Below are 19475 nucleotides of genomic sequence, written 5' to 3'. Positions count from 1 at the left end.
CGTTAAAAACTGTACAAATAGATAATGTTGTACAAATTTAATTATCGCAAGGCAGAAATGAAACCGCCCGTCCGCTAAACAGCGGACGGGCGGCCTGGTAACGCAAGAACGGAGCGCGGGAATCAGTGATCGTGCTTGGTCAGCTTGTCCAGGTAGCCCATGGCGAACGCGGAGATAACGAACGTCATGTGGATGATCACGTACCACTTCAGGTACACCGGCTCGATGTTCTTGGCATCCATGAACACCTTGAGCAGATGGATGGAGGAAATCGCCACGATGGAGGCCGCCACTTTCATCTTCAGCGAACCGGAGTCCATCTTGCCCAGCCAGCTGAGCTTCTCCTGGCCCTCGTCAATATCCAGCTGGGACACGAAGTTCTCGTAGCCGGAGATCATCACCATCACCAGCAACCCACCCACCAACGCCATGTCGATCAGCGACAGCAGCACCAGAATCAGGTCGGCCTCAGCCATGTTGAACACGTTCGGGAGGATATGAAAAACCTCCTGGAAGAACTTCAGCGCCAGCGCCAGCAGCGCCAGGGACAGACCGAAGTAGATGGGCGCCAGCAACCAGCGCGAGGCGTACATAGCATTTTCGATAAAGCGTTCCATGTGATCTCGCCGAGTGGATAGAAAACTGGTCGCGAGTATACCCAGCCGTGCCCGGCGGGCAAGGTGACAAGCGCCGGCGGATTTTTATCCCCGCTTACTGTGGATAACCTTGTGGGCAGGCCCGGGAAGGATGGCTGTACTCCCCTGCCCACGGGAAGCTCCCTCAGGTTGGGCAAAAAGCGTTCAGTTTTCCGGACGGGACTGACAATCGCCACGCGGACGGCAACACACTCCATTGAGCCGGCGCAGTTCGGCCTGCAGATGCAGGCGCCAGATTGGCGGTTCGGCACAGGGCGCGTAGCCCTGGTCGGCCAGGCAGCGGGCGATCGAAGCGAGAATTTCCTCGGCTACCAGAGGCCCGTGGAATGGGCCTTGCGCCCTAATTGCCGAAGGCTGGGCAGCGGACATGCCAGCGGCGCAGAGCAGCGTCCACAAGCCCTGCTGACCGGCCAGCGGACGGATCTCGCACTCGATGCGGGTAGTCAGGCCCAGGCACTGACGGGTAAGACAGAGGCTGCGCGGCATGACGGCGGTCCTCGCGAGGTCTGACCTTCAGCCTACACCCGGGCACCGCACTGCGGAAGGTAAAAGTTATCCCCGCCCGCTGTGGATAACTCTGTGGAAGGAACGGGGGAAACCACCCTGCGGCGACGCCCGCCGCGGGCGCCACCGGAATGCGCAGTGACTGACCAGTTGCCGCCGTTACTCCTTGGCCGCTTTCGGTGCCGGCTTGGCGCGCGGCTTGCTCTCCTTGGGCTTGTCCTTGGCGGCCTCCTTGTCCTTCTCCTCTTCCTCCATGCCCAGCTCGGCGATGCTGCGCAGACGCTCGACCACCCGCGCGTTGACGCTGCCCTTGGGGAACTGGCCCTTGGCATCCGGCGCGCCGGCCGGCTCGCCGAGCAGCAGGCCGAGGGCCTCGTCGACATGGCGCACGGCGTACACATGGAACTGCCCGGCACGCACCGCCTGCAACACGCGCTCATCGAGCATCAGGTTGCTGACGTTGGAGTGCGGAATGATCACGCCCTGCTCGCCGGTCAGGCCGCGCGCCTGGCACAGGCGGAAGAAGCCCTCGATCTTCTCGTTGACGCCCCCGACTGCCTGCACCTCGCCAAACTGGTTGATCGAGCCGGTGATGGCGAAGCACTGCTTGAGCGGCGTGCGCGACAGCGCGGATATCAGCGTGCAGACCTCGCCAAGCGAGGCGCTGTCGCCATCCACATAACCGTAGGACTGTTCGAGGGCGATGCTGGCGGAGATTTCCAGGGGGAATTCCTGAGCGTAGCGGCTGCCGAGGAAGCCGGTGAGGATCATCACCCCCTTGGAGTGGATCGGCTGGCCCAGGCTGACCTCGCGCTCGATGTCGACGATGCCGCTGCCGCCCGGATAAACGGTGGCGGAGATGCGCGCCGGCACGCCGAAGGCCGAGTCGCCGACCTCCAGCACGGTCAGGCCGTTGCACTTGCCGATGGCCTCGCCAGCCGTGTCGATGAGGATGATGCCGGCCAGCATGTCATCGATGATCCGCGCCGACACCCGCCCGGTGCGGTCGGCCTTGGCCTTGAGCGCGCGCTCGATATGGCCGACGTCGGTGATCGCATCACCGGCCAGCTGGCGCACGAAGTCGGCCTCGCTGACCAGCTGGAACAAGTCGCCGATGCGCGCCGACAGGCGCCCCTGGTGCTCGGCCAGGCGCGCGCTGTAGGTGGCCAGGCGTGCCACGGCGGCCGCCGTGAGCGGCGCCATGCCCTCCTCCGAGGTACGCGTCTTGAGCAGCTGGGCGAACTGCTCGAGGCTGTCGTCGCCGACGGCGATCTCCTCATCGAAGTCCACCAGCACGCGGAACATCTCCTGGAAGTCGGAATCCAGGTCCTGCAGCGTGTAGTAAAGCTGGCGCGAGCCGATGATGATGACCTTGAGCTGCAGCGGAATGACCTGCGGGTTGAGGGTCACGGTGGCAATGCGGCCGAGATCGCCGAGCGGCGACTCCATCTTCAGCTGACGCGAATGCAGGGCGCGCTTGAGCGCATCCCAGACGAAGGGCTCGCTGAGCAGCTTTTCCGCTTCGACGATCAGGTAGCCGCCGTTGGCCCGGTGCAGCGCGCCGGGGCGCAGCTGCCGATAACTGGTGTAGAGCGCGCCCTGATCGGTGCTGTACTCGATGCGGCCGAACAGGTTGTCGTAGGTCGGGTGTGGCTCGAACACCACCGGCGCACCGCCATCGCCGTGGTGGCCGACCACCAGGCTGGGGCTGTACTGCTCCTCGAGCATCTCGCGGCGCTGCAGGTCCGGCTTGTCGTCGAGCAGCTGGTCGACCACGGTGCGCAACAGGTTGACCTGCACCGCCTGCAGGTAGGCGCACACGCCAGCGTTCTCCGCATACTTTTCCGACAGCGGCGACAGCAGCGGCTGCAGCGCCAGGCTGATGGTCTCCTCGTTGAGCTGGCGCAGCTGGTTGCTGCTTTCGCGCTTCCACTGCGGCAGGCTGGCCAGCTCCTCGTTGAGGCGCTCCTCCAGCGCGGCGATGTCGTCATGGAAACGCTCGCGCTCGGCTTCCGGCAGCTGGGCGAAGTCGGCTTCGTCCAGCGCCTTGCCGTCCTTCATCGGGGTGAAGGCGATGTTGGCGCTGTCGCGGTACAAGGCCACGTCCTTCTCCAGCGCCAGCTTCTCGATCAGGTCCAGGGCCTTGTCGTAACGCTGGTTGAACACGCGGTCGATGGCGCCCTTCTTCTGCTGGTAGGTCGGCGTCTCGAACACCGCCGGGAAAGTCGCCAGCAGGTTGTCGATCAGGTGGCCGATATCGGCGATGAAGGCGGCCGCCGTACCTGGCGGTAGCTCCAGCGCGCGCGGCTCGCGCGGCTCATCGAAATGATTGACGTAGACCCGGTCCACCGGGGTGGCCTGGCGCTTGGCCTCGGCCTTGAGGTAGCGCTGCACGAAGGAGAAGCGGCCGGTGCCCGGCTCGCCCATCACGTAGACGTTGTAGCCGGGGCGCGGCATCGCCACACCGAATTGCAGCGCCTCCACCGCGCGCTCCTGGCCGAGCACGCCGCGAAACGGCTCGAGGTCGTCAGTGGTGGCGAAGTTGAACTGATCGGGAGCGCAGGGACGGGTCAGGGCATCGGGCGCCAGGCGCAGGCTGGCAGCGAAGGATTCGGGCATCGGAAGTCCTTGTCAGAGCGGGCAAGCCGCAAGATGGGACCATAATGGCGCCGCCCCGCCGCCGCTGGCAAGGCGCCAATCAGACGCCCGCGCGGTCGGCACAGCTCAGGCAGAACTCGGCCGCCGGCAATGCCTGCAGGCGCGCCGGCTCGATCGCCTCGCCGCAGCGCTGGCACACCCCGTAACAGCCATCGGCCAGGCGCAGGCGCGCCATGCCGATCTGCCGCATGCCCGCTTCCGCCTCGGCCAGCAGGGCCTCCAGCACCTCATCATTCTGCCGCTCGACGGCCTGCTCGGCGAAGTCGGCATTGCGCTGCAGGCCGAGGTCGCGGCGGATGGCCGTGGCGCGGCGGCTGTATTCGTCGTAAAGCGTATCCAGCGCAGAACGGGGATCAACGTGGCTCATGGCGAGGCTCCTGAAGACGATGCAGACAGTTTGGCCGCAATTGGCCGCCACACACTGACCACGATCAAACTTTGCAGCGGCGCGCGGTCCGGCTGAACGTGGCTGATGGAAAAAGAAACGGGGCCCGCAGGCCCCGTTTTCTTTTGCTGCATGGCGCTTACTGCGCCAGCTTCTTGTAGCGCACCCGGTGCGGCTGGCTGGCCGCATCGCCGAGGCGCTTCTTGCGGTCGGCTTCGTACTCGGTGTAGTTACCCTCGAAGAACACCACGCTGCCGTCATCCTCGTAGGAGAGGATGTGGGTGGCCACGCGGTCGAGGAACCAGCGATCGTGGGAGATCACGATGGCGGCGCCGGGGAAGTCCAGCATGGCCTCTTCGAGGGAGCGCAGGGTTTCCACGTCGAGGTCGTTGGACGGTTCGTCGAGCAGCAGCACGTTGGCGCCCTGCTTCAGGGTCAGGGCCAGGTGCAGACGGCCACGCTCACCACCGGAGAGGTCCTTGACGAACTTCTGCTGGTCGCCGCCCTTGAAGTTGAAGCGGCCAACGTAGCCACGCGACGGCACCTCGTAGTTGCCGATCTTGATCATGTCGAGGCCGTCGGACACCGCTTCCCACACGGTCTTGCTGCCGTCCAGGTCGTCGCGGCTCTGGTCCACGCAGGCCAGCTGCACGGTATCGCCGATCTCGATGCTGCCGGAATCCGGGATTTCCTTGCCCATGATCATGCGGAACAGGGTCGACTTACCGGCGCCGTTACCGCCGATCACGCCGACGATGGCGCCCTTGGGCATGCTGAAGCTGAGGTTGTCGATCAGCACGCGATCACCATAGCCCTTGGTGACGTTCTTGAACTCGATGACCTTGTCGCCCAGGCGCGGACCAGCCGGGATGTAGATCTCATTGGTCTCGGCGCGTTTCTGGAACTCCTGCGACTGCATCTCCTCGAAGCGCTGCAGGCGGGCCTTGGACTTGGCCTGGCGGGCCTTGGCGCCCTTGCGCACCCACTCCAGCTCTTCCTTCATGGCCTTCTCGTGGGCCGACTGCTGCTTGGATTCCTGCGCCAGGCGCTCGGACTTGGCTTCCAGCCAGCCGGAATAGTTGCCCTCGTAAGGAATGCCGGCGCCGCGGTCGAGTTCGAGAATCCAGCCGGCGACGTTGTCGAGGAAGTAGCGGTCGTGGGTGATGGCCACCACGGTGCCCGGGAAGTCGTGGAGGAAACGCTCCAGCCAGGCCACCGAGTCGGCGTCCAGGTGGTTGGTCGGTTCGTCCAGCAGGAGCATATCGGGAGCCGACAGCAGCAGGCGGCACAGTGCCACGCGGCGCTTCTCGCCACCGGACAGGTGCTCGACCTTGGCGTCCCACGGCGGCAGGCGCAGGGCGTCGGCGGCGACTTCCAGCTGGCGCTCCAGGTTGTGGCCGTCAGAGGCCTGCAGGATGGCCTCCAGCTTGGCCTGCTCGGCGGCCAGGGCATCGAAGTCGGCATCCGGCTCGGCATAGGCAGCGTAGACCTGGTCCAGGCGCGCCTGGGCATCCTTGATCTGGCTGACGGCCTCTTCCACTACTTCGCGCACGGTCTTGCTAGGGTCGAGCTGCGGCTCCTGCGGCAGGTAGCCAACATTGATGCCCGGCATGGGGCGGGCTTCGCCGTCGAACTCGGTGTCGACGCCGGCCATGATGCGCAGCAGGGTGGATTTACCGGCGCCGTTGAGACCGAGAACGCCGATCTTGGCGCCCGGGAAGAACGACAGGGAGATGTTCTTGAGGATTTCCCGCTTCGGCGGCACAACCTTGCTGAGCCGATGCATGGTATAGACGTATTGAGCCATGGAATGACCTTGGTTCCGCGTGGAGATATGAATTCGCAGGGAGGCGGCGCACGACAGGGATGATCGCCGGTCGAATGGGCATGATAGCCCTTGCGCCCGCGCGCGTGCGGCAAAGCTACCGGAATGGCGGTCCAGGGGCAAACCAGTCGATGAGCAGTAATGGCACTTGGCCGCATTTCCGGGCATTCTAGTCGGCTTTGCAGCCCGCTCATTGCCATCCCGTCTCGGCAGCCTTATCAGCAGGGTATATACGCTTGGCACTCTCCCGACCTCCAGCTCCCGGCAAGCCCCGCGACCCGCTCGCCAGCCCCGCACGCGGCTCGCTGAAGGGCGCACTGGCCCTGCTGGTGGCGCTGATGCTCGGCCTGCTGCTGTGGCAGCTGCATCAGGAGACCCGCCAGCTGGAGAACGCGCAGCGCATGCGCAGCCAGGAGCATGCCAGCCAACTGGCCAACTACCTTAGCCTGGTGCTGCGCCTGAAGGCTGAAACCGGACGCGCCTTTCTGGCAACCCACGCCGAAATCCCGCCCGACAGCGCCCAGCTGCCTGACTTGTCACGCCGCCTGCATGGCATCTACCCGGCGCTGCACAGCCTGGCCTGGTACGACCCGCAGGGCCGGCAGCTGCTCGATACCGCCCCCGGCATGCCACAACCCAAGCCCCTGCCTCAGGGCGAGCACTTCCACTACAGCTATTTGACAACCGATGGTGGGCTGATCCTGCTATTCATCAGGCACCCACAGGAGCACGGCCATTGGCTGGTGCGCCTGCGCCCCGCAGCGCTGAACAACTGGCTGCCCCAGCAAAGCTTCAACCTGCCCTGGCAGCTGCAGGACAGCAGCGGTCAGACCATGCTGCGGCCGCCGCTGGCGGCTACGTCGGCGGGGCAGGCCAGCCAGCTGCAGAGCATCGCCACGCTGCCCCTGAGCTACAGCGACTGGCACGTTCAGGCCCTGTTCGACGCCGCCAGCCTACGCAGCGAAATGCTGCCACTGCAGGCTGGCAAGCTGCTGCTGTTCATTCTCTGCGCGGCGCTGGCCCTGCTCGCCCTGTTCGGCCTGCTGCGCGAGCAGCGCAGTCTGCGCGCCTACCATGCACTGTCACGCCAGGCCATGGAGGACGCCATCGGCGCCCTCGGCGCCATTGACGAGTGCGTACTGGTCACGCGCCCCGACGGCCGCCTCAGCTATCTCAACCCGCGTGCCGAACGCATGTTCGGCCTGGATCTGGCGGGCGCCAGCCAGATGCATGTGCTGGAACTGCTGCCCGCGCTCAGGCCCTGGCTGGAAAATGCCCTGCATGAACAAAGCGAGCCGATCGAACTGCTGCAGGACGGTCGCCCACGCCTGTTCGAAACCGCCTGTCACGCGCTCTACACCGACAGTGATGAGCCGAGCCGGGCCTGGGTCCTGCGCGACGTGACCGAACACCGCCAGAACCTGCGCGTGCTGCAGGATACCCGCCGGCGCTACCAGGACATCTTCGAAGGCAGCGGCGTGGCCCTGTGCGTACTCGACCTGTTCGAACTACGCCAGTACCTGGACGCCCGTGGCCTGCGCCACAGCTCGCAGCTGGGCCCCTGGCTGGCGCAGGACAATCATCGACATGCCGAGCTGATGCGGCAGATCCGCGTCAGCGAAGTCAACCGGGTTGCCCTGCAACTGCTCGGCCTGGACACCCCTCAGGAAGTCTGGCAGCACCTGATCGGCAGCTCGCCGCTGCGCTCCGGCGGGGCCCGCCTGACCCTGATCACCGCCCTGCTCGACGGCGAGCGCGACATGATGGTCGAGAGCCGTATCAAGACGCCGCAGGGTCATGAGCGCTACCTCTGGCTGACCCTGCAGCTGCCGCGTCGCGCCGAGGAACTGCGTGCGGTGACCCTCAGCATGCACGACATCACCAGCCGCAAGCGCGTGGAGCTGTCGCTGGTCGAGCGCGAGCGCTTCTGGTCGGATGTGCTGCGCTCGGTGCCGGACACCCTGTATGTGCATGACATGAACACCATGCGGGTGATGTTCAGCAACAACCGCCTGGGCCCTGATCTGGGCTACAGCAAGGACGAGTTGCGCCAGTTCGGCGAACGCCTGTGGGAGAAGATCCTCCACCCCGACGACGTCGAGCTGTACCAGCGCGTGCGTAATCTGCAGAAGGTGGTGGGCGACGGGCAGCTGCTGCATTGCCAGCTGCGCTGGCGCCATCGCAACGGCAGCTGGCACTGGTTCGACATCCGCGAGCACGCCCTGAGCCGCGACCGCCATGGACGGGTCAGCCGCCTGATCGGTGTAGCCAAGGACATCACCGGAGAGATCGCCGCCCAGGCCAGCCTGCGCGACAGCGAACGACGCTACCGCCTGCTGGCCGAAAGCATCAGCGACGTGATTCTCTCGACCAACAGTGAACTGCAACTGAACTATGTCAGCCCCTCCGCGCAGGCCTTCTTCGGCTATAGCCCGGACTGGCTGCTGGAGAATGGCCTGCTCGGCACCGTGACCAACCCGCGCCAGCTGGCCGGCCTGCTGCAGCTGGTCGAACAGGTGCGCGATTCGCGTAACCAGACCGAGAAGCTGACTCGGTTGCAGGAGGCGTTGACCGGGCGCACCTTCGTCTTCGACAGCCTGCGCGCGGACGGCCGCAAGATCACGGTGGAGGTGCGCCTGACCCTGATGTGGGACGAGCAGGAGCACTTTGAAGGCGTACTCGGCATCGGCCGCGACATCACCCAGCAACGCCGTGCCGAGCGCGACCTGCGTATGGCCGCGACGGTATTCGAGCACTCCACGGCGGCCATCCTGGTGACCGATCCGGCCGGCTACATCGTGCGCATCAACGAAACCTTCCAGCGCATCACCGGTTACGCCGGCAAGGAAGTGCTGGACCAGTTGCCCGGCATGCTCACCGCCGACCGTCAGCAGGCTGCCCAGCTCAACTACATCGTCAACCGGCTGAACCAGCACGGCAGTTGGGAGGGCGAGCTGTGGCTCAGGCGCCGTGATGGCGAGCAGTTCCCCGCCTGGGTCGGCATCACGGCGGTGCACGATGATGACGGCGACCTGGCCAGCTACGTGTGTTTCTTCAACGACATCAGTGAACGCAAGGCCAGCGAGCAGCGCATTCACCGCCTGGCCTACTACGACGCCCTGACCCTGCTGCCCAACCGCACGCTGTTCCAGGACCGCCTGCACACCGCCCTGCAGCACGCCGAAAGGCACGAGGAGTGGGTGGTGCTGATGTTCCTCGACCTCGATCGCTTCAAGCCGATTAACGACTCCCTCGGCCATGCCGCCGGCGACCGCATGCTCAAGGATGTGGCCGTGCGCCTGGCCGCCTGCGTCGGCGAGGACGACACGGTGGCGCGCATGGGCGGCGACGAGTTCACCCTGCTGCTGCAAGCGCGCAACACCCGCGCCGGCGCGCTCAACCGCGCCATCCACGTGGCCGAACAGATCCTCGCCAGCCTGGCACAGCCATTCATCCTGCAGGGGCGTGAATTCTTCGTCACCGCCTCCATCGGCATCGCGTTGGCGCCGCAGGATGGCGACGAGCTGAGCCAACTGATGAAGAACGCCGACACCGCCATGTACCACGCCAAGGAGCGTGGCAAGAACAACTTCCAGTTCTACCAGGCGGAGATGAACGCCACCGCCCTGCAGCGCCTGGAGCTGGAGAGCGATTTGCGCCATGCCCTGGAGCAGGGTCAGTTCCTCCTCTATTACCAGCCGCAGTTCAGCGGCGACGGCAAGCGCCTGACCGGCGCCGAGGCGCTGCTGCGCTGGAAGCATCCGCGTCGTGGCCTGGTGGCACCTTCGGAGTTCATCCCGGTGCTGGAGGAACTGGGCCTGATCGTCCAGGTCGGCGACTGGGTGATCGCCGAGGCCTGCCGCCAGCTCAAGGCCTGGCACGAGGCCGATGTGCGCGTGCCCAAGGTCTCGGTCAACCTGTCCGCCCGCCAGTTCGGCGACGGCCAGCTGGGCATGCGCATCTCGCGCATCCTCAACGACAGCGGCGTACCGCCGGCCAGCCTGGAGCTGGAGCTGACCGAATCGATCCTGATGCGCGATGTCGGCGAGACCCTGCAGATGCTCAACAGCCTGAAGAGGCTCGGCCTGTGCATCGCGGTGGATGACTTCGGCACCGGCTACTCCTCGCTCAACTACCTCAAGCAGTTCCCCATCGACGTGCTGAAGATCGACCGCAGCTTCGTCGACGGCGTACCCGGCGGCGAGCAGGATGCGCAGATCGCCCGCGCCATCATCGCCATGGCCCACAGCCTGAGCCTGGCGGTGATTGCTGAGGGCGTGGAGACCCAGGCGCAGCTCGACTTCCTGCGCGAGCACGACTGCGATCAGGTGCAGGGCTACCTGTTCGGCAAGCCGATGCCGGCCGAACAGTTCGAGGCCCTGTTCGGCGGCAACGCCCTGTTTGTCCTGAACTAGACGGGGCGCGGGCCGCTTGAGGCCCGCTTGTCCGGCACTTGACCGCCTTTCATGTGCCAGGGCGCGGGACATCGGTTAGAATGCGCGCCTTCCTTAGAACCTGTTGACGATCTGCCGCGCGTCGGTCCTGTGTCGTTAGACAGACTCTTACTACCGCCCGCTGATAGATCAGGTGACCACCATGTTCAGCCGTGAATTGACCATTGCCCGCTACGACGCCGAACTCTTTGCCGCCATGGAGCAGGAAGCTCAGCGCCAGGAGCACCACATCGAGCTGATCGCCTCCGAGAACTACACCAGCCCGGCGGTGATGGAAGCCCAGGGCAGCGTGCTGACCAACAAGTACGCCGAAGGCTATCCGGGCAAGCGTTACTACGGTGGTTGCGAGTACGTTGACATCGTCGAGCAGCTGGCCATCGACCGCGCCAAGCAGCTGTTCGGTGCCGACTACGCCAACGTCCAGCCGCACGCTGGCTCCCAGGCCAACGCCGCCGTGTTCCAGGCGCTGGTCAAGCCGGGCGACACCGTACTGGGCATGAGCCTGGCTCACGGCGGCCACCTGACTCACGGCGCCACCGTCAACTTCTCCGGCAAGATCTACAACGCCGTGCAGTACGGCATCACCGACGCCGGCCTGATCGACTACGACGAAGTCGAGCGCCTGGCCGTCGAGCACAAGCCGAAGATGATCATCGCCGGCTTCAGCGCCTACTCGCAGATCCTCGACTTCCCGCGCTTCCGCGCCATCGCCGACAAGGTCGGTGCCTACCTGTTCGTCGACATGGCCCACGTGGCCGGCCTGGTCGCCGCCGGCGTGTACCCGAACCCGGTGCCGTTCGCCGACGTGGTCACCACCACCACCCACAAGACCCTGCGCGGCCCGCGCGGCGGCCTGATCCTGGCCCGCGCCAACGAGGAGATCGAGAAGAAGCTCAACTCCGCCGTTTTCCCGGGCGGCCAGGGTGGCCCGCTGGAGCACGTGATCGCCGCCAAGGCCATCTGCTTCAAGGAGGCTCTGCAGCCTGAGTTCAAGGCTTACCAGCAGCAGGTGGTGAAGAACGCCCAGGCCATGGCCGCCGTGTTCATCGAGCGCGGTTTCGACGTGGTTTCCGGTGGCACCCAGAACCACCTGTTCCTGCTGTCGCTGATCAAGCAGGACATCACCGGTAAGGACGCCGACGCCGCCCTGGGTCGCGCCTACATCACCGTGAACAAGAACAGCGTGCCGAACGACCCGCGTTCGCCGTTCGTCACCTCCGGTCTGCGCATCGGCACCCCTGCCGTCACCACCCGTGGTTTCGGCGAAGCCGAATGCCGCGAGCTGGCCGGCTGGATCTGCGACATCCTGCAGAACATGGGCGACGAGTCCGTGGTCGACGCCGTGCGCGAGAAGGTCAAGGCCATCTGCGCCAAGCTGCCGGTATACGGCAAGTAAGCGTCAGCGCTGCATGAAAAAGCCCGGCACTCGCCGGGCTTTTTGTTTTTCTCCCTCTCCCTCCGGGAGAGGGCTGGGGCGGCCCGCGTAGGGTGAGGGTGTCATAGGCAACTCGCAGTCGCCTGGAAGCCCCTCACCCCCGCCCCCTCTCCCGGAGGGAGAGGGGAGCAAGCGCAGCGAATCCGGCACGAATCTCGTCCTCCGGCAGGTTGTCGCCGATGAATACCAGCACGCTCTGCCGCGCTTCGCCCTCGCCCCAGGGCTCGTCCCAGTCGAAACCGTACAGGCGCAGCACGCCCTGGAACACCAGACGGCGCTCCTCGCCGGCCACGTCGAGCACGCCCTTGTAGCGCAGCAGCGCGTTACCGTGGCGCTCCAACAGGTCTTCCATGAAGGCGCTCAGGCGCGCCATGTCCAGCGGCTGGTCACTGCTCAGCACCAGGGTGCCAATGCGATCCGCTGGCAAGCCGAGCGGCGCCAGCGGACGCAGCAGCGGTGCCGGGGCGATATCGGCATTGAGGTTGAAGCCGCGGATGTCCAGCAGTTCGGCCAGCTCGATACGGCCATGCTCGACCACGCGCAGCGGCGCACGGCGGTTGATCCGCGCCAGGCGCTGGCGCAGCGCCTCGACCTGCTCGGGTTCGGCCAGGTCGGTCTTGCTCAGCAGGATGCGATCGGCGAAGCCGACCTGGGCCTGGGCGATAGCCTCTTCCAGGTGACGCTCGGCGTTCACCGCATCGACCAGGGTGACGATACCGTCGAGCACATAGCGCTGCGCCAGCTCCTCATCGGCGAAGAAGGTCTGCGCCACCGGCGCCGGGTCGGCCAGGCCGGTGCACTCGATCACCAGGCGGTCGAAAGCCAGCTCGCCGGCGTCCAGCTTGTCCAGCAGCAGGAACAGCGCCTTTTCCAGTTCGACATGAATGGAGCAGCAGACACAGCCATTGGCCAGGGTCAGCAGTTCGGCCGGCTTGTCGCCGAGCAGCTGGCCGTCGATCGGCGTCTCGCTGAATTCGTTCTCGATCACCGCCAGCTTCAGGCCGTGCTCGGCCTGCAGCATATGGCGCAGCAGGGTGGTCTTGCCGGCCCCGAGGAAGCCGGTGAGCACGGTGACGGGAATGGGTTCGGGATGCATCGTTCTCTCCAGAATGACACGCGCCACGACTAGGCGTGGCGCGTGGTGGTGCGGGGAGTCTATCAACAGCAGCGGATAGGCCGCCCCTTGCCACCGCCATAACGAGCCTCCTGGCGTTCACGGAAGAACGCCTCGTAGCTCATCACCGGCTGGTCCGGGTGCTTCTTCTGCATGTGCTCCACATAGGTGTCGTAATCGGGCATGCCGACCAGCATGCGGGCGGCCTGCCCGAGGTACTTACCCATGCGACTCAGGTCGTTGAACATGTCAGGCGTCCGGGATCGGTTGGAAGGGGGTTTCCTTGTCCGTGCGTTCCGGCTTGACCCAGGCGGCGCGGCCGACCTTGAGCGCGTAGAACAGCACGCTGAGCACCACGCAAAGGAACAGCACGGTCAGCGTCGCGTTGGTATACGCGTTGAAGATCACGTGGTTCATCTGCACCGCATCCTTGGCCGGGGCGAGGATCTGCCCGGCAGCCTGGGCATCGCTGTACTTCTTGGCCAGGGCCAGGAAGCCGACCGCCGGGTTGGGGTCGAGCAGCTTGATCAGGCCGGCAGTGGTGGTGCAGATCAGCAGCCAGGCGGCCGGCAGCAGCGTCACCCACACGTAACGCTGACGCTTCATCTTGATCAGCACCACGCTGCCGAGCATCAGGGCGATGCCGGCAAGCATCTGGTTGGAGATGCCGAACAGCGGCCACAGGGTGTTGATGCCGCCCAGCGGATCGATCACGCCCTGATACAGCAGCCAGCCCCACAGCGCCACGCAGCCAGCGGTGGCGATCACGTTGGCACCCCAGGACTCGGTCTTCTTCAGGGCCGGGACGAAGTTGCCCAACAGGTCCTGCAGCATGAAACGCCCCGCGCGCGTTCCTGCATCCACGGCAGTCAGGATAAACAGCGCCTCGAACAGGATGGCGAAGTGATACCAGAAGGCCATGGTGTTCTCACCCGGCAGCACCTGGTGCAGGATCTGCGCGATGCCCACGGCCAGGGTCGGCGCACCGCCGGCGCGGGCCAGGATGCTGTGCTCGCCAATATCGCGGGCCACTGCTTCCAGCTGCTCGGGGGTGATCAGGAAGCCCCAGCTGCTGACGGTGGCGGCCACGGCATGAACGTCGGCACCGGCCACCGCAGCCGGGCTGTTCATGGCGAAGTACACGCCCGGCTCGATCACCGAGGCCGCGACCATGGCCATGATGGCGACGAACGACTCCATCAGCATGCCGCCGTAGCCGATGTAGCGGGCGTGCGACTCGTTGGCCAGCAGCTTGGGCGTGGTACCCGAGCTGATCAGCGCATGGAAGCCGGATACGGCGCCACAGGCGATGGTGATGAACAGGAAGGGAAACAGGGTGCCCTTCCACACCGGGCCGGTGCCGTCGGTGAACTGGGTCAGCGCCGGCATCTTCAGTTCCGGCATGGTGATCAGGATGCCGATGGCCAGGCCGACGATGGTGCCGATCTTGAGGAAAGTCGACAGGTAGTCACGCGGGGCGAGGATCAGCCACACCGGCAGCACGGCGGCGACGAAACCGTAGCCGATCAGCATCCAGGTGATCTGCACGCCGGTGAAGGTGAAGGCCGGCCCCCACACCGGATCGGCCGCCACCTGGCCACCCAGCCAGATCGACGCCAGCAGCAGGACCACGCCGATCACCGAGATCTCGCCGATACGGCCGGGGCGGATGTAGCGCATGTACACGCCCATGAACACCGCGATGGGAATGGTCGCCATCACCGTGAACATGCCCCAAGGGCTCTCGGCCAGGGCCTTGACCACGATCAGCGAGAGCACCGCGAGGATGATGATCATGATCAGGAAGGCGCCGAACAGGGCGATGGTGCCCGGTACCTGGCCCATTTCCTCGCGCACCAGCTCGCCGAGGGAGCGGCCGTTGCGACGGGTGGAGATGAACAGCACCATGAAGTCCTGCACAGCGCCGGCCAGTACCACGCCGGCAATCAGCCAGAGCGTGCCGGGCAGGTAGCCCATCTGCGCGGCGAGCACCGGCCCCACCAGCGGACCGGCACCGGCGATGGCGGCGAAGTGGTGACCGAAGAGGATGTGCTTGTTGGTCGGCACATAGTCCAGACCGTCATTGTTGAGCAGCGCCGGGGTGGCGCGGTTGGGGTCCAGCTGCATCACCTTGGTGGCGATGAACAGGCTGTAATAGCGGTAGGCGACCAGATAGAGGGCAACGGCTGCCACCACTATCCACAACGCGTTGATGGCTTCGCCGCGACGCAGGGCCACGACACCCAAGGCACAGGCGCCCACCACTGCCAGCACTGCCCACGGCAGGTGGCGCAACGGGCTGTTGTTATTGTTCATGCTCACTCCTAAGCAGTGGACAGATAAGCTGCCGCCCCAGCTTAGACCGGGAATCACGACGCCATTATTCGACCTTGGTCTAGTACGCAGTCCAGAGCCGCTTCCGGGGTTACACTGGCGGACTTTTCGGCGACCGCCAGGATGCTACGCCGCATGTTGCTACGTGCTTATCGCCCCCTGATCTCCCTGCTCCTGATCAGCCTGCTCGGCTGTGCCGAGGAGCCCGCACCGCTGGATCAACAGCTGTATGTCTGGCAGCGCCAGTGGCGCCCGGCACACGCCGAGGCGCTGGCGCAGAGCCGCGCCGACTTCTCCACCCTGCGCGTGCTGGCCCTGCAGGCTCAGCCGCAAGCCGGCTGGAGTCGCGCGCGGATCGATGCCGAACTGCTGCGCCGCGACGCTCGACCGCTCATTGCCGTGGTGCGCCTGGATGGCCAGTTGCCGCAACTGGACCCGGCCGAGATCGGCCAACAGCTGACGGCGCTGGTGCGCGACTGGCAAGCCGCCGGCCTGCGCCTGACCGGCCTGGAAATCGACCACGACTGCGCCACCTCACGCCTGCCCGCCTACACCGAACTGCTGCGCGAGGTACGCCGGCAACTGCCTGCCGAGTTGCGCCTGAGCATCACCGCCCTGCCCACCTGGCTGGCCAGCCCGGCGCTGGAGGAGCTGCTGGCCAGCGTCGACAGCTCGGTGCTGCAGGTGCACGCGGTGAGCGATCCACAACAAGGCCTGTTCGATCCCGAGCAGGCGCTGGACTGGGCGCAGCACTACGGCGAGCTCAGCCGCAAACCCTTCCACCTGGCTCTGCCAGCCTACGGCGTGGCGCTCACCGCCAGCGGCCAGGTGGAGAGCGAAGTGACCTTGCGCCAGGGTGGCCCGCGCCACGAACTGCGCGCCGAACCACAGCAGGTCGCCGCGCTGCTGGAAGAACTGCAGGACGCAGCGCCGGCGCGTCTCGCCGGCATCATCTGGTTCCGCCTGCCCCTGGCTGGCGACCGCCGCGTCTGGCCGATGAACACCCTGCTGGCTGTGGCGCGCGGCCAGGCGCTGACACCGGCTCTGGGCCTGCAGCGCCAGCCGCGCGATGGCTTCAGCCAGTTGCAGCTGTTCAATGAAGGCACCCTGGCCAGCCCGCTACCCCGGCGCATCGAGCTACCGGCACAAGCCTGCGAGGCGGCCGATGCCGTCGGCGACTATCGCCTCGAACGCCAGGCGGATCGCCTGCTGTTCATTCGCCGCCACGAAGGCCGGCTTGATGCCGGCGAACGCCGCGCCCTGGGCTGGGCGCGCTGTGCACAGATCGACCAAGGAGGCATGCATGTGCAGTTCTAGAACCCTGCTGGCCCTGGCCATCGCCGGCCTGCTACCTCTGGGTACGGCCCAGGCTTGCGGTCCGGAATTCCCCTACCGCCTGCTCAGCGACCGCGCCGGGGCACTCGGCGAACTGCCAGAGGGCAACTTCGGTTTCGAGGTTACCCGCATCGGCAAACCCATCGAGGGCCTCGCCCTGGCTGGCGAAGCAACCCTGGAGCCCTACTGGGACGAGGACAACCAGCGCTACCTGGATGCCCGCGTCGGCGTCGAAAAGGAACAGCTGAGCGCCGAAGAACACGCCCTGGTCAGCCACCTGCGCAGCCTCGTCGATGCCCGCCAGGCCGAGGCAGAGGGTGCGCCCCTGCCGACAGAACTGCGCCTGTACACCGCCGGCGCCGTGGCCTTCGCCCAGTCCGACATGGGCCTCGCCGCCGAGTACTTCCGCCGCGTGCTGGCCCTGCCAGCCACCGAGCGGGCGCGACGCAGCACCTGGGCCGCCTATTCGCTCGGACGCGCCCTCGCCGTGCTGGCGGTGAGTGCGCCGGAGCAGGCACTCAGCGACGATGCCGCCGTGCAGCGCCAGCACGAGCTGCGCCAGCAGGCGCGCGCAGCATTCCAGCAGGCCCGCGAACTCAGCATCGCCGGCCTCGATGATCCATTGGACCTGGGCGTGGCCAGCCTCGGCGAAGAGGCGCGCCTGGCCCTTGAGGAGGGCGACTGGAACAGCGCCATCACGCTCTACGCCAGCCAGGCCAGCCAGGCCTCCCCCACCGGCTACAGCTCGTTGCGTCAGCTGACCTGGACACTGGCGCGCATGAACGACGAACAGCTGCGTCCCTTGCTGGCGGCCCCGGCTGTCCAGCAACTGCTGGTGGCCCAGCTGTTCAGCCGCCTGGACGTCCACGACAAGGACAGCCCGCGCCTGCTCGACATGCTGCGTCAGGCCCCGGTGCACGCCGAGATCGCCGACCGCCTGGCCGCGCTGAGCTACCAGCGCGGCGACTACGCCAGTACCCGCGCCTTTCTCGAGCGTGCAGGCGACAGCGGCCTGGCCTGGTGGCTACGGGCCAAGCTGGCCCTGCAGGCCGGCGACCAGGCGGCCGCCGCCAGCGCCTACGCCAGGGCGGCCAAGGCATTCCCCGCCGAGGAACACTGGGGCCTGCGCCGCACCGAGAACTGGGACTACGAGACACTCAAGCCGCGCTGCCGCATCGAGGGCGAAATGGCCATCCTCGCGCTGGAACGCGGCGACTATCGGGAGGCCTTCGACCAGCTCTACCGCAGTGGCGACATCTACTGGCAGGACGCCGCAGAAGTCGCCGAGCGGGTGCTGAGCCTGGACGAACTGAAGGGCTACGTGGATGCCGAGGTCCCGGCCCCTGCGCCCCTAAAACCGGATGAGACCCAGTACCTGTGGGAGCGTCCGCCCGCCACGCGCCTGCGCGAGCTGCTCGGCCGGCGCCTGCTGCGCGAAGGCCGCTATGCCGAGGCCGTGCCCTACTTCATCAGCGCGGAGCTGCAACAGGCGGCGCGCGAATACGGCGCGGCCCGCAAACAGGCCGAGGACGCCTGGACCGCCATCGGCCGTGCCGAGGGCTATTACCAGGCGGCCCGCCTGGCGCGCACCCAGGGCATGGAGCTGCTCGGTTACGAGCTGGGCCCGGACCAGGCCTGGAGCGGTGGCAACTACGGCGGCGAGTTCGAAAAACCGGTGCAGGCCGCGGGTCTGCTCACCGCCGAAGAAGCGCGGCTGCAGAATGCCAGCGCCGCCCAGCCAAACCGCCGCTATCACTATCGTTGGGTCGCCGCCGACCTGGCCAACCACGCCGCCGACCTGCTGCCACCGCGCAGCCAGGCCTTCGCCGCCGTCCTGTGCAAGGCCAGTGGCTGGATCAACTACCGCGACCTCGACGGCGCCCGGCGCTATTACCAGCGCTACGTGAAACAGGGGCCCTATGTGGAATGGGCCGGCAACTTCGGCTTCGACTGCCAGGAGCCGGACTTCGCGCGCGCCCGCGAGCTGGCCTGGGAACAACGCGAGCAGGCCGTACGCCAGGCGTTGCGTCCATTCAAACATGCTTTGCCGCTGGTCCTGCTGGCGCTGATCGCCTCAGGCATCTACTGGCAGCGCCGGCGGCGTACCTTGGCTATAGTGGACAAAACCGCAGAGGAAACCCGTCATGAGTGATACGACCACCGAGCGTCGGCGCTTCCAGCGCATCGCCTTCGACGCCGCCACCGAGCTTGCCCAGGGCGAGCGGAGCTGGACGGTTGCGCTGCACGATGTTTCGCTCAAAGGCCTGCTGGTCAAGCGCCCACGCGACTGGAACGGCGACCCTGACCAGTCCTTCACCGCCACCATCAGCCTGGATGACGGCACCCGCCTGCAGATGGAAGTGGTGCTGACCCGCACACGCAACGAACTGCTCGGCTTCGTCTGCCGGCATATCGACCTGGATTCCATCAGCCACCTGCGCCGCCTGGTCGAACTCAACCTCGGCGACGAAAGCCTGCTGGAGCGCGAACTGGCCGCCCTCGGCGAAGAAGAAGATTGATCCCGCAGGGCGCCGCACGGCGCCCTCGCTCTGTGCGGGAGCGCAACGCGCCCCCGCCTGGTGATTCAGCGCTTACGCGCCTTCTCCGCCTGACGCTGGCGCGCCTGTACGCGCCGTGCGCCCATGCTCGCCTCGCGGCGCTCCTCGGCAAGGTCGCGCGGGCGACCCGGTTCGTAGTTGAGGGTTCTGGCGAAGAAATCGAAGAACAGGAACATGAGGCCATCTCCATTTATGGACTGGGCCCAATGCTCCTCCC

The 19475-nt window shown here is 66.2% G+C and carries 14 protein-coding genes; 5 read left to right on the top strand and 9 right to left on the bottom strand.

The genetic code is table 11. The annotated features are described in order from the left end of the window. Window positions 1–122 precede the first annotated feature (122 nt). From ACOAPY_RS04225 to ettA, 5 genes are all read right to left on the bottom strand, one after another. Window positions 123–617: a TIGR00645 family protein gene (locus tag ACOAPY_RS04225; protein WP_076426881.1), complete on the bottom strand. Its 495-nt coding sequence runs from the start codon at window positions 615–617 to the stop codon at window positions 123–125. A 183-nt stretch (window positions 618–800) separates the two neighbouring features. Next, window positions 801–1142 carry a PA4575 family protein gene (locus ACOAPY_RS04220; RefSeq protein ID WP_076580268.1) on the bottom strand — a complete coding sequence of 114 codons (342 nt, stop codon included), beginning with the start codon at window positions 1140–1142 and terminating at the stop codon, window positions 801–803. A gap of 177 nt (window positions 1143–1319) precedes the next feature. Next, window positions 1320–3779 carry a Lon protease family protein gene (locus tag ACOAPY_RS04215; protein WP_021701108.1) on the bottom strand — a complete coding sequence of 820 codons (2460 nt, stop codon included), beginning with the start codon at window positions 3777–3779 and terminating at the stop codon, window positions 1320–1322. Between the two features lie 79 nt (window positions 3780–3858). Next, entirely contained in the window at window positions 3859–4185 is a 327-nt protein-coding gene (locus ACOAPY_RS04210) for a TraR/DksA family transcriptional regulator (protein ID WP_465155161.1), read from the bottom strand. A 157-nt stretch (window positions 4186–4342) separates the two neighbouring features. After that, window positions 4343–6010 (bottom strand): energy-dependent translational throttle protein EttA, encoded by a 1668-nt coding sequence (gene ettA, locus ACOAPY_RS04205; protein ID WP_465155159.1) that lies wholly within the window; start codon window positions 6008–6010, stop codon window positions 4343–4345. A 356-nt stretch (window positions 6011–6366) separates the two neighbouring features. Here ettA and ACOAPY_RS04200 point away from each other — a divergent pair, with 356 nt between their 5' ends. Next, a complete protein-coding gene (locus tag ACOAPY_RS04200; protein WP_465156708.1) occupies window positions 6367–10443 on the top strand; it encodes a sensor domain-containing protein in 4077 nt (1358 codons plus the stop codon). Window positions 10444–10624: 181 nt separating this feature from the next. Next, a complete protein-coding gene (gene glyA / locus ACOAPY_RS04195) occupies window positions 10625–11878 on the top strand; it encodes a serine hydroxymethyltransferase (RefSeq protein WP_061905412.1) in 1254 nt (417 codons plus the stop codon). A 133-nt stretch (window positions 11879–12011) separates the two neighbouring features. Here the strand turns inward: glyA and yjiA are convergent, their stop codons facing one another. The 3 genes from yjiA to ACOAPY_RS04180 all read right to left on the bottom strand — a co-directional run bounded on the left by yjiA (window position 12012) and on the right by ACOAPY_RS04180 (window position 15347). Then, window positions 12012–13013, bottom strand: coding sequence for a GTPase (gene yjiA, locus ACOAPY_RS04190; RefSeq protein ID WP_465155157.1), 1002 nt, complete (start codon window positions 13011–13013; stop codon window positions 12012–12014). 62 nt (window positions 13014–13075) lie between these two features. After that, entirely contained in the window at window positions 13076–13279 is a 204-nt protein-coding gene (locus ACOAPY_RS04185; RefSeq protein ID WP_021701100.1) for a YbdD/YjiX family protein, read from the bottom strand. A 1-nt stretch (window position 13280) separates the two neighbouring features. Further along, window positions 13281–15347, bottom strand: coding sequence for a carbon starvation CstA family protein (locus ACOAPY_RS04180; RefSeq protein WP_465155155.1), 2067 nt, complete (start codon window positions 15345–15347; stop codon window positions 13281–13283). A gap of 153 nt (window positions 15348–15500) precedes the next feature. Between ACOAPY_RS04180 and ACOAPY_RS04175 the strand changes: the two genes are divergently transcribed. The 3 genes from ACOAPY_RS04175 to ACOAPY_RS04165 are packed head-to-tail and all read left to right on the top strand — an operon-like array spanning window position 15501 to window position 19219. Next, window positions 15501–16682 (top strand): DUF3142 domain-containing protein, encoded by a 1182-nt coding sequence (locus tag ACOAPY_RS04175; RefSeq protein WP_465155153.1) that lies wholly within the window; start codon window positions 15501–15503, stop codon window positions 16680–16682. Beyond that, window positions 16669–18852: a hypothetical protein gene (locus ACOAPY_RS04170; protein WP_465155151.1), complete on the top strand. Its 2184-nt coding sequence runs from the start codon at window positions 16669–16671 to the stop codon at window positions 18850–18852. Before ACOAPY_RS04175 ends, ACOAPY_RS04170 begins: the two co-directional genes overlap by 14 nt. Then, window positions 18845–19219, top strand: coding sequence for a PilZ domain-containing protein (locus ACOAPY_RS04165; protein ID WP_076580256.1), 375 nt, complete (start codon window positions 18845–18847; stop codon window positions 19217–19219). Before ACOAPY_RS04170 ends, ACOAPY_RS04165 begins: the two co-directional genes overlap by 8 nt. A 65-nt stretch (window positions 19220–19284) precedes the next feature. Here ACOAPY_RS04165 and ACOAPY_RS04160 read toward each other — a convergent pair whose 3' ends face one another. Beyond that, entirely contained in the window at window positions 19285–19434 is a 150-nt protein-coding gene (locus tag ACOAPY_RS04160; RefSeq protein WP_175613955.1) for a hypothetical protein, read from the bottom strand. Window positions 19435–19475 lie beyond the last annotated feature (41 nt).

It is taken from the genome of Pseudomonas stagnisoli (assembly GCF_048595745.1).
Classification (GTDB): Bacteria; Pseudomonadota; Gammaproteobacteria; order Pseudomonadales; family Pseudomonadaceae; genus Aquipseudomonas; species Aquipseudomonas alcaligenes_A.
The sequence above is the reverse complement of the archived record's forward strand: the minus strand, read 5'-3'. Positions and strand labels throughout refer to the sequence as shown.

Excerpts from the sequence above, each read along its gene's own strand:
- ACOAPY_RS04225 (WP_076426881.1), bottom strand. The coding sequence starts at position 617 with ATGGAACGCTTTATCGAAAATGCTATGTACGCCTCGCGCTGGTTGCTG.
- ACOAPY_RS04220 (WP_076580268.1), bottom strand. The coding sequence starts at position 1,142 with ATGCCGCGCAGCCTCTGTCTTACCCGTCAGTGCCTGGGCCTGACTACC.
- ACOAPY_RS04215 (WP_021701108.1), bottom strand. The coding sequence starts at position 3,779 with ATGCCCGAATCCTTCGCTGCCAGCCTGCGCCTGGCGCCCGATGCCCTG.
- ACOAPY_RS04210 (WP_465155161.1), bottom strand. The coding sequence starts at position 4,185 with ATGAGCCACGTTGATCCCCGTTCTGCGCTGGATACGCTTTACGACGAA.
- ettA (WP_465155159.1), bottom strand. The coding sequence starts at position 6,010 with ATGGCTCAATACGTCTATACCATGCATCGGCTCAGCAAGGTTGTGCCG.
- ACOAPY_RS04200 (WP_465156708.1), top strand. The coding sequence starts at position 6,367 with ATGCTCGGCCTGCTGCTGTGGCAGCTGCATCAGGAGACCCGCCAGCTG.
- glyA (WP_061905412.1), top strand. The coding sequence starts at position 10,625 with ATGTTCAGCCGTGAATTGACCATTGCCCGCTACGACGCCGAACTCTTT.
- yjiA (WP_465155157.1), bottom strand. The coding sequence starts at position 13,013 with ATGCATCCCGAACCCATTCCCGTCACCGTGCTCACCGGCTTCCTCGGG.
- ACOAPY_RS04185 (WP_021701100.1), bottom strand. The coding sequence starts at position 13,279 with ATGTTCAACGACCTGAGTCGCATGGGTAAGTACCTCGGGCAGGCCGCC.
- ACOAPY_RS04180 (WP_465155155.1), bottom strand. The coding sequence starts at position 15,347 with ATGAACAATAACAACAGCCCGTTGCGCCACCTGCCGTGGGCAGTGCTG.
- ACOAPY_RS04175 (WP_465155153.1), top strand. The coding sequence starts at position 15,501 with ATGTTGCTACGTGCTTATCGCCCCCTGATCTCCCTGCTCCTGATCAGC.
- ACOAPY_RS04170 (WP_465155151.1), top strand. The coding sequence starts at position 16,669 with ATGTGCAGTTCTAGAACCCTGCTGGCCCTGGCCATCGCCGGCCTGCTA.
- ACOAPY_RS04165 (WP_076580256.1), top strand. The coding sequence starts at position 18,845 with ATGAGTGATACGACCACCGAGCGTCGGCGCTTCCAGCGCATCGCCTTC.
- ACOAPY_RS04160 (WP_175613955.1), bottom strand. The coding sequence starts at position 19,434 with ATGTTCCTGTTCTTCGATTTCTTCGCCAGAACCCTCAACTACGAACCG.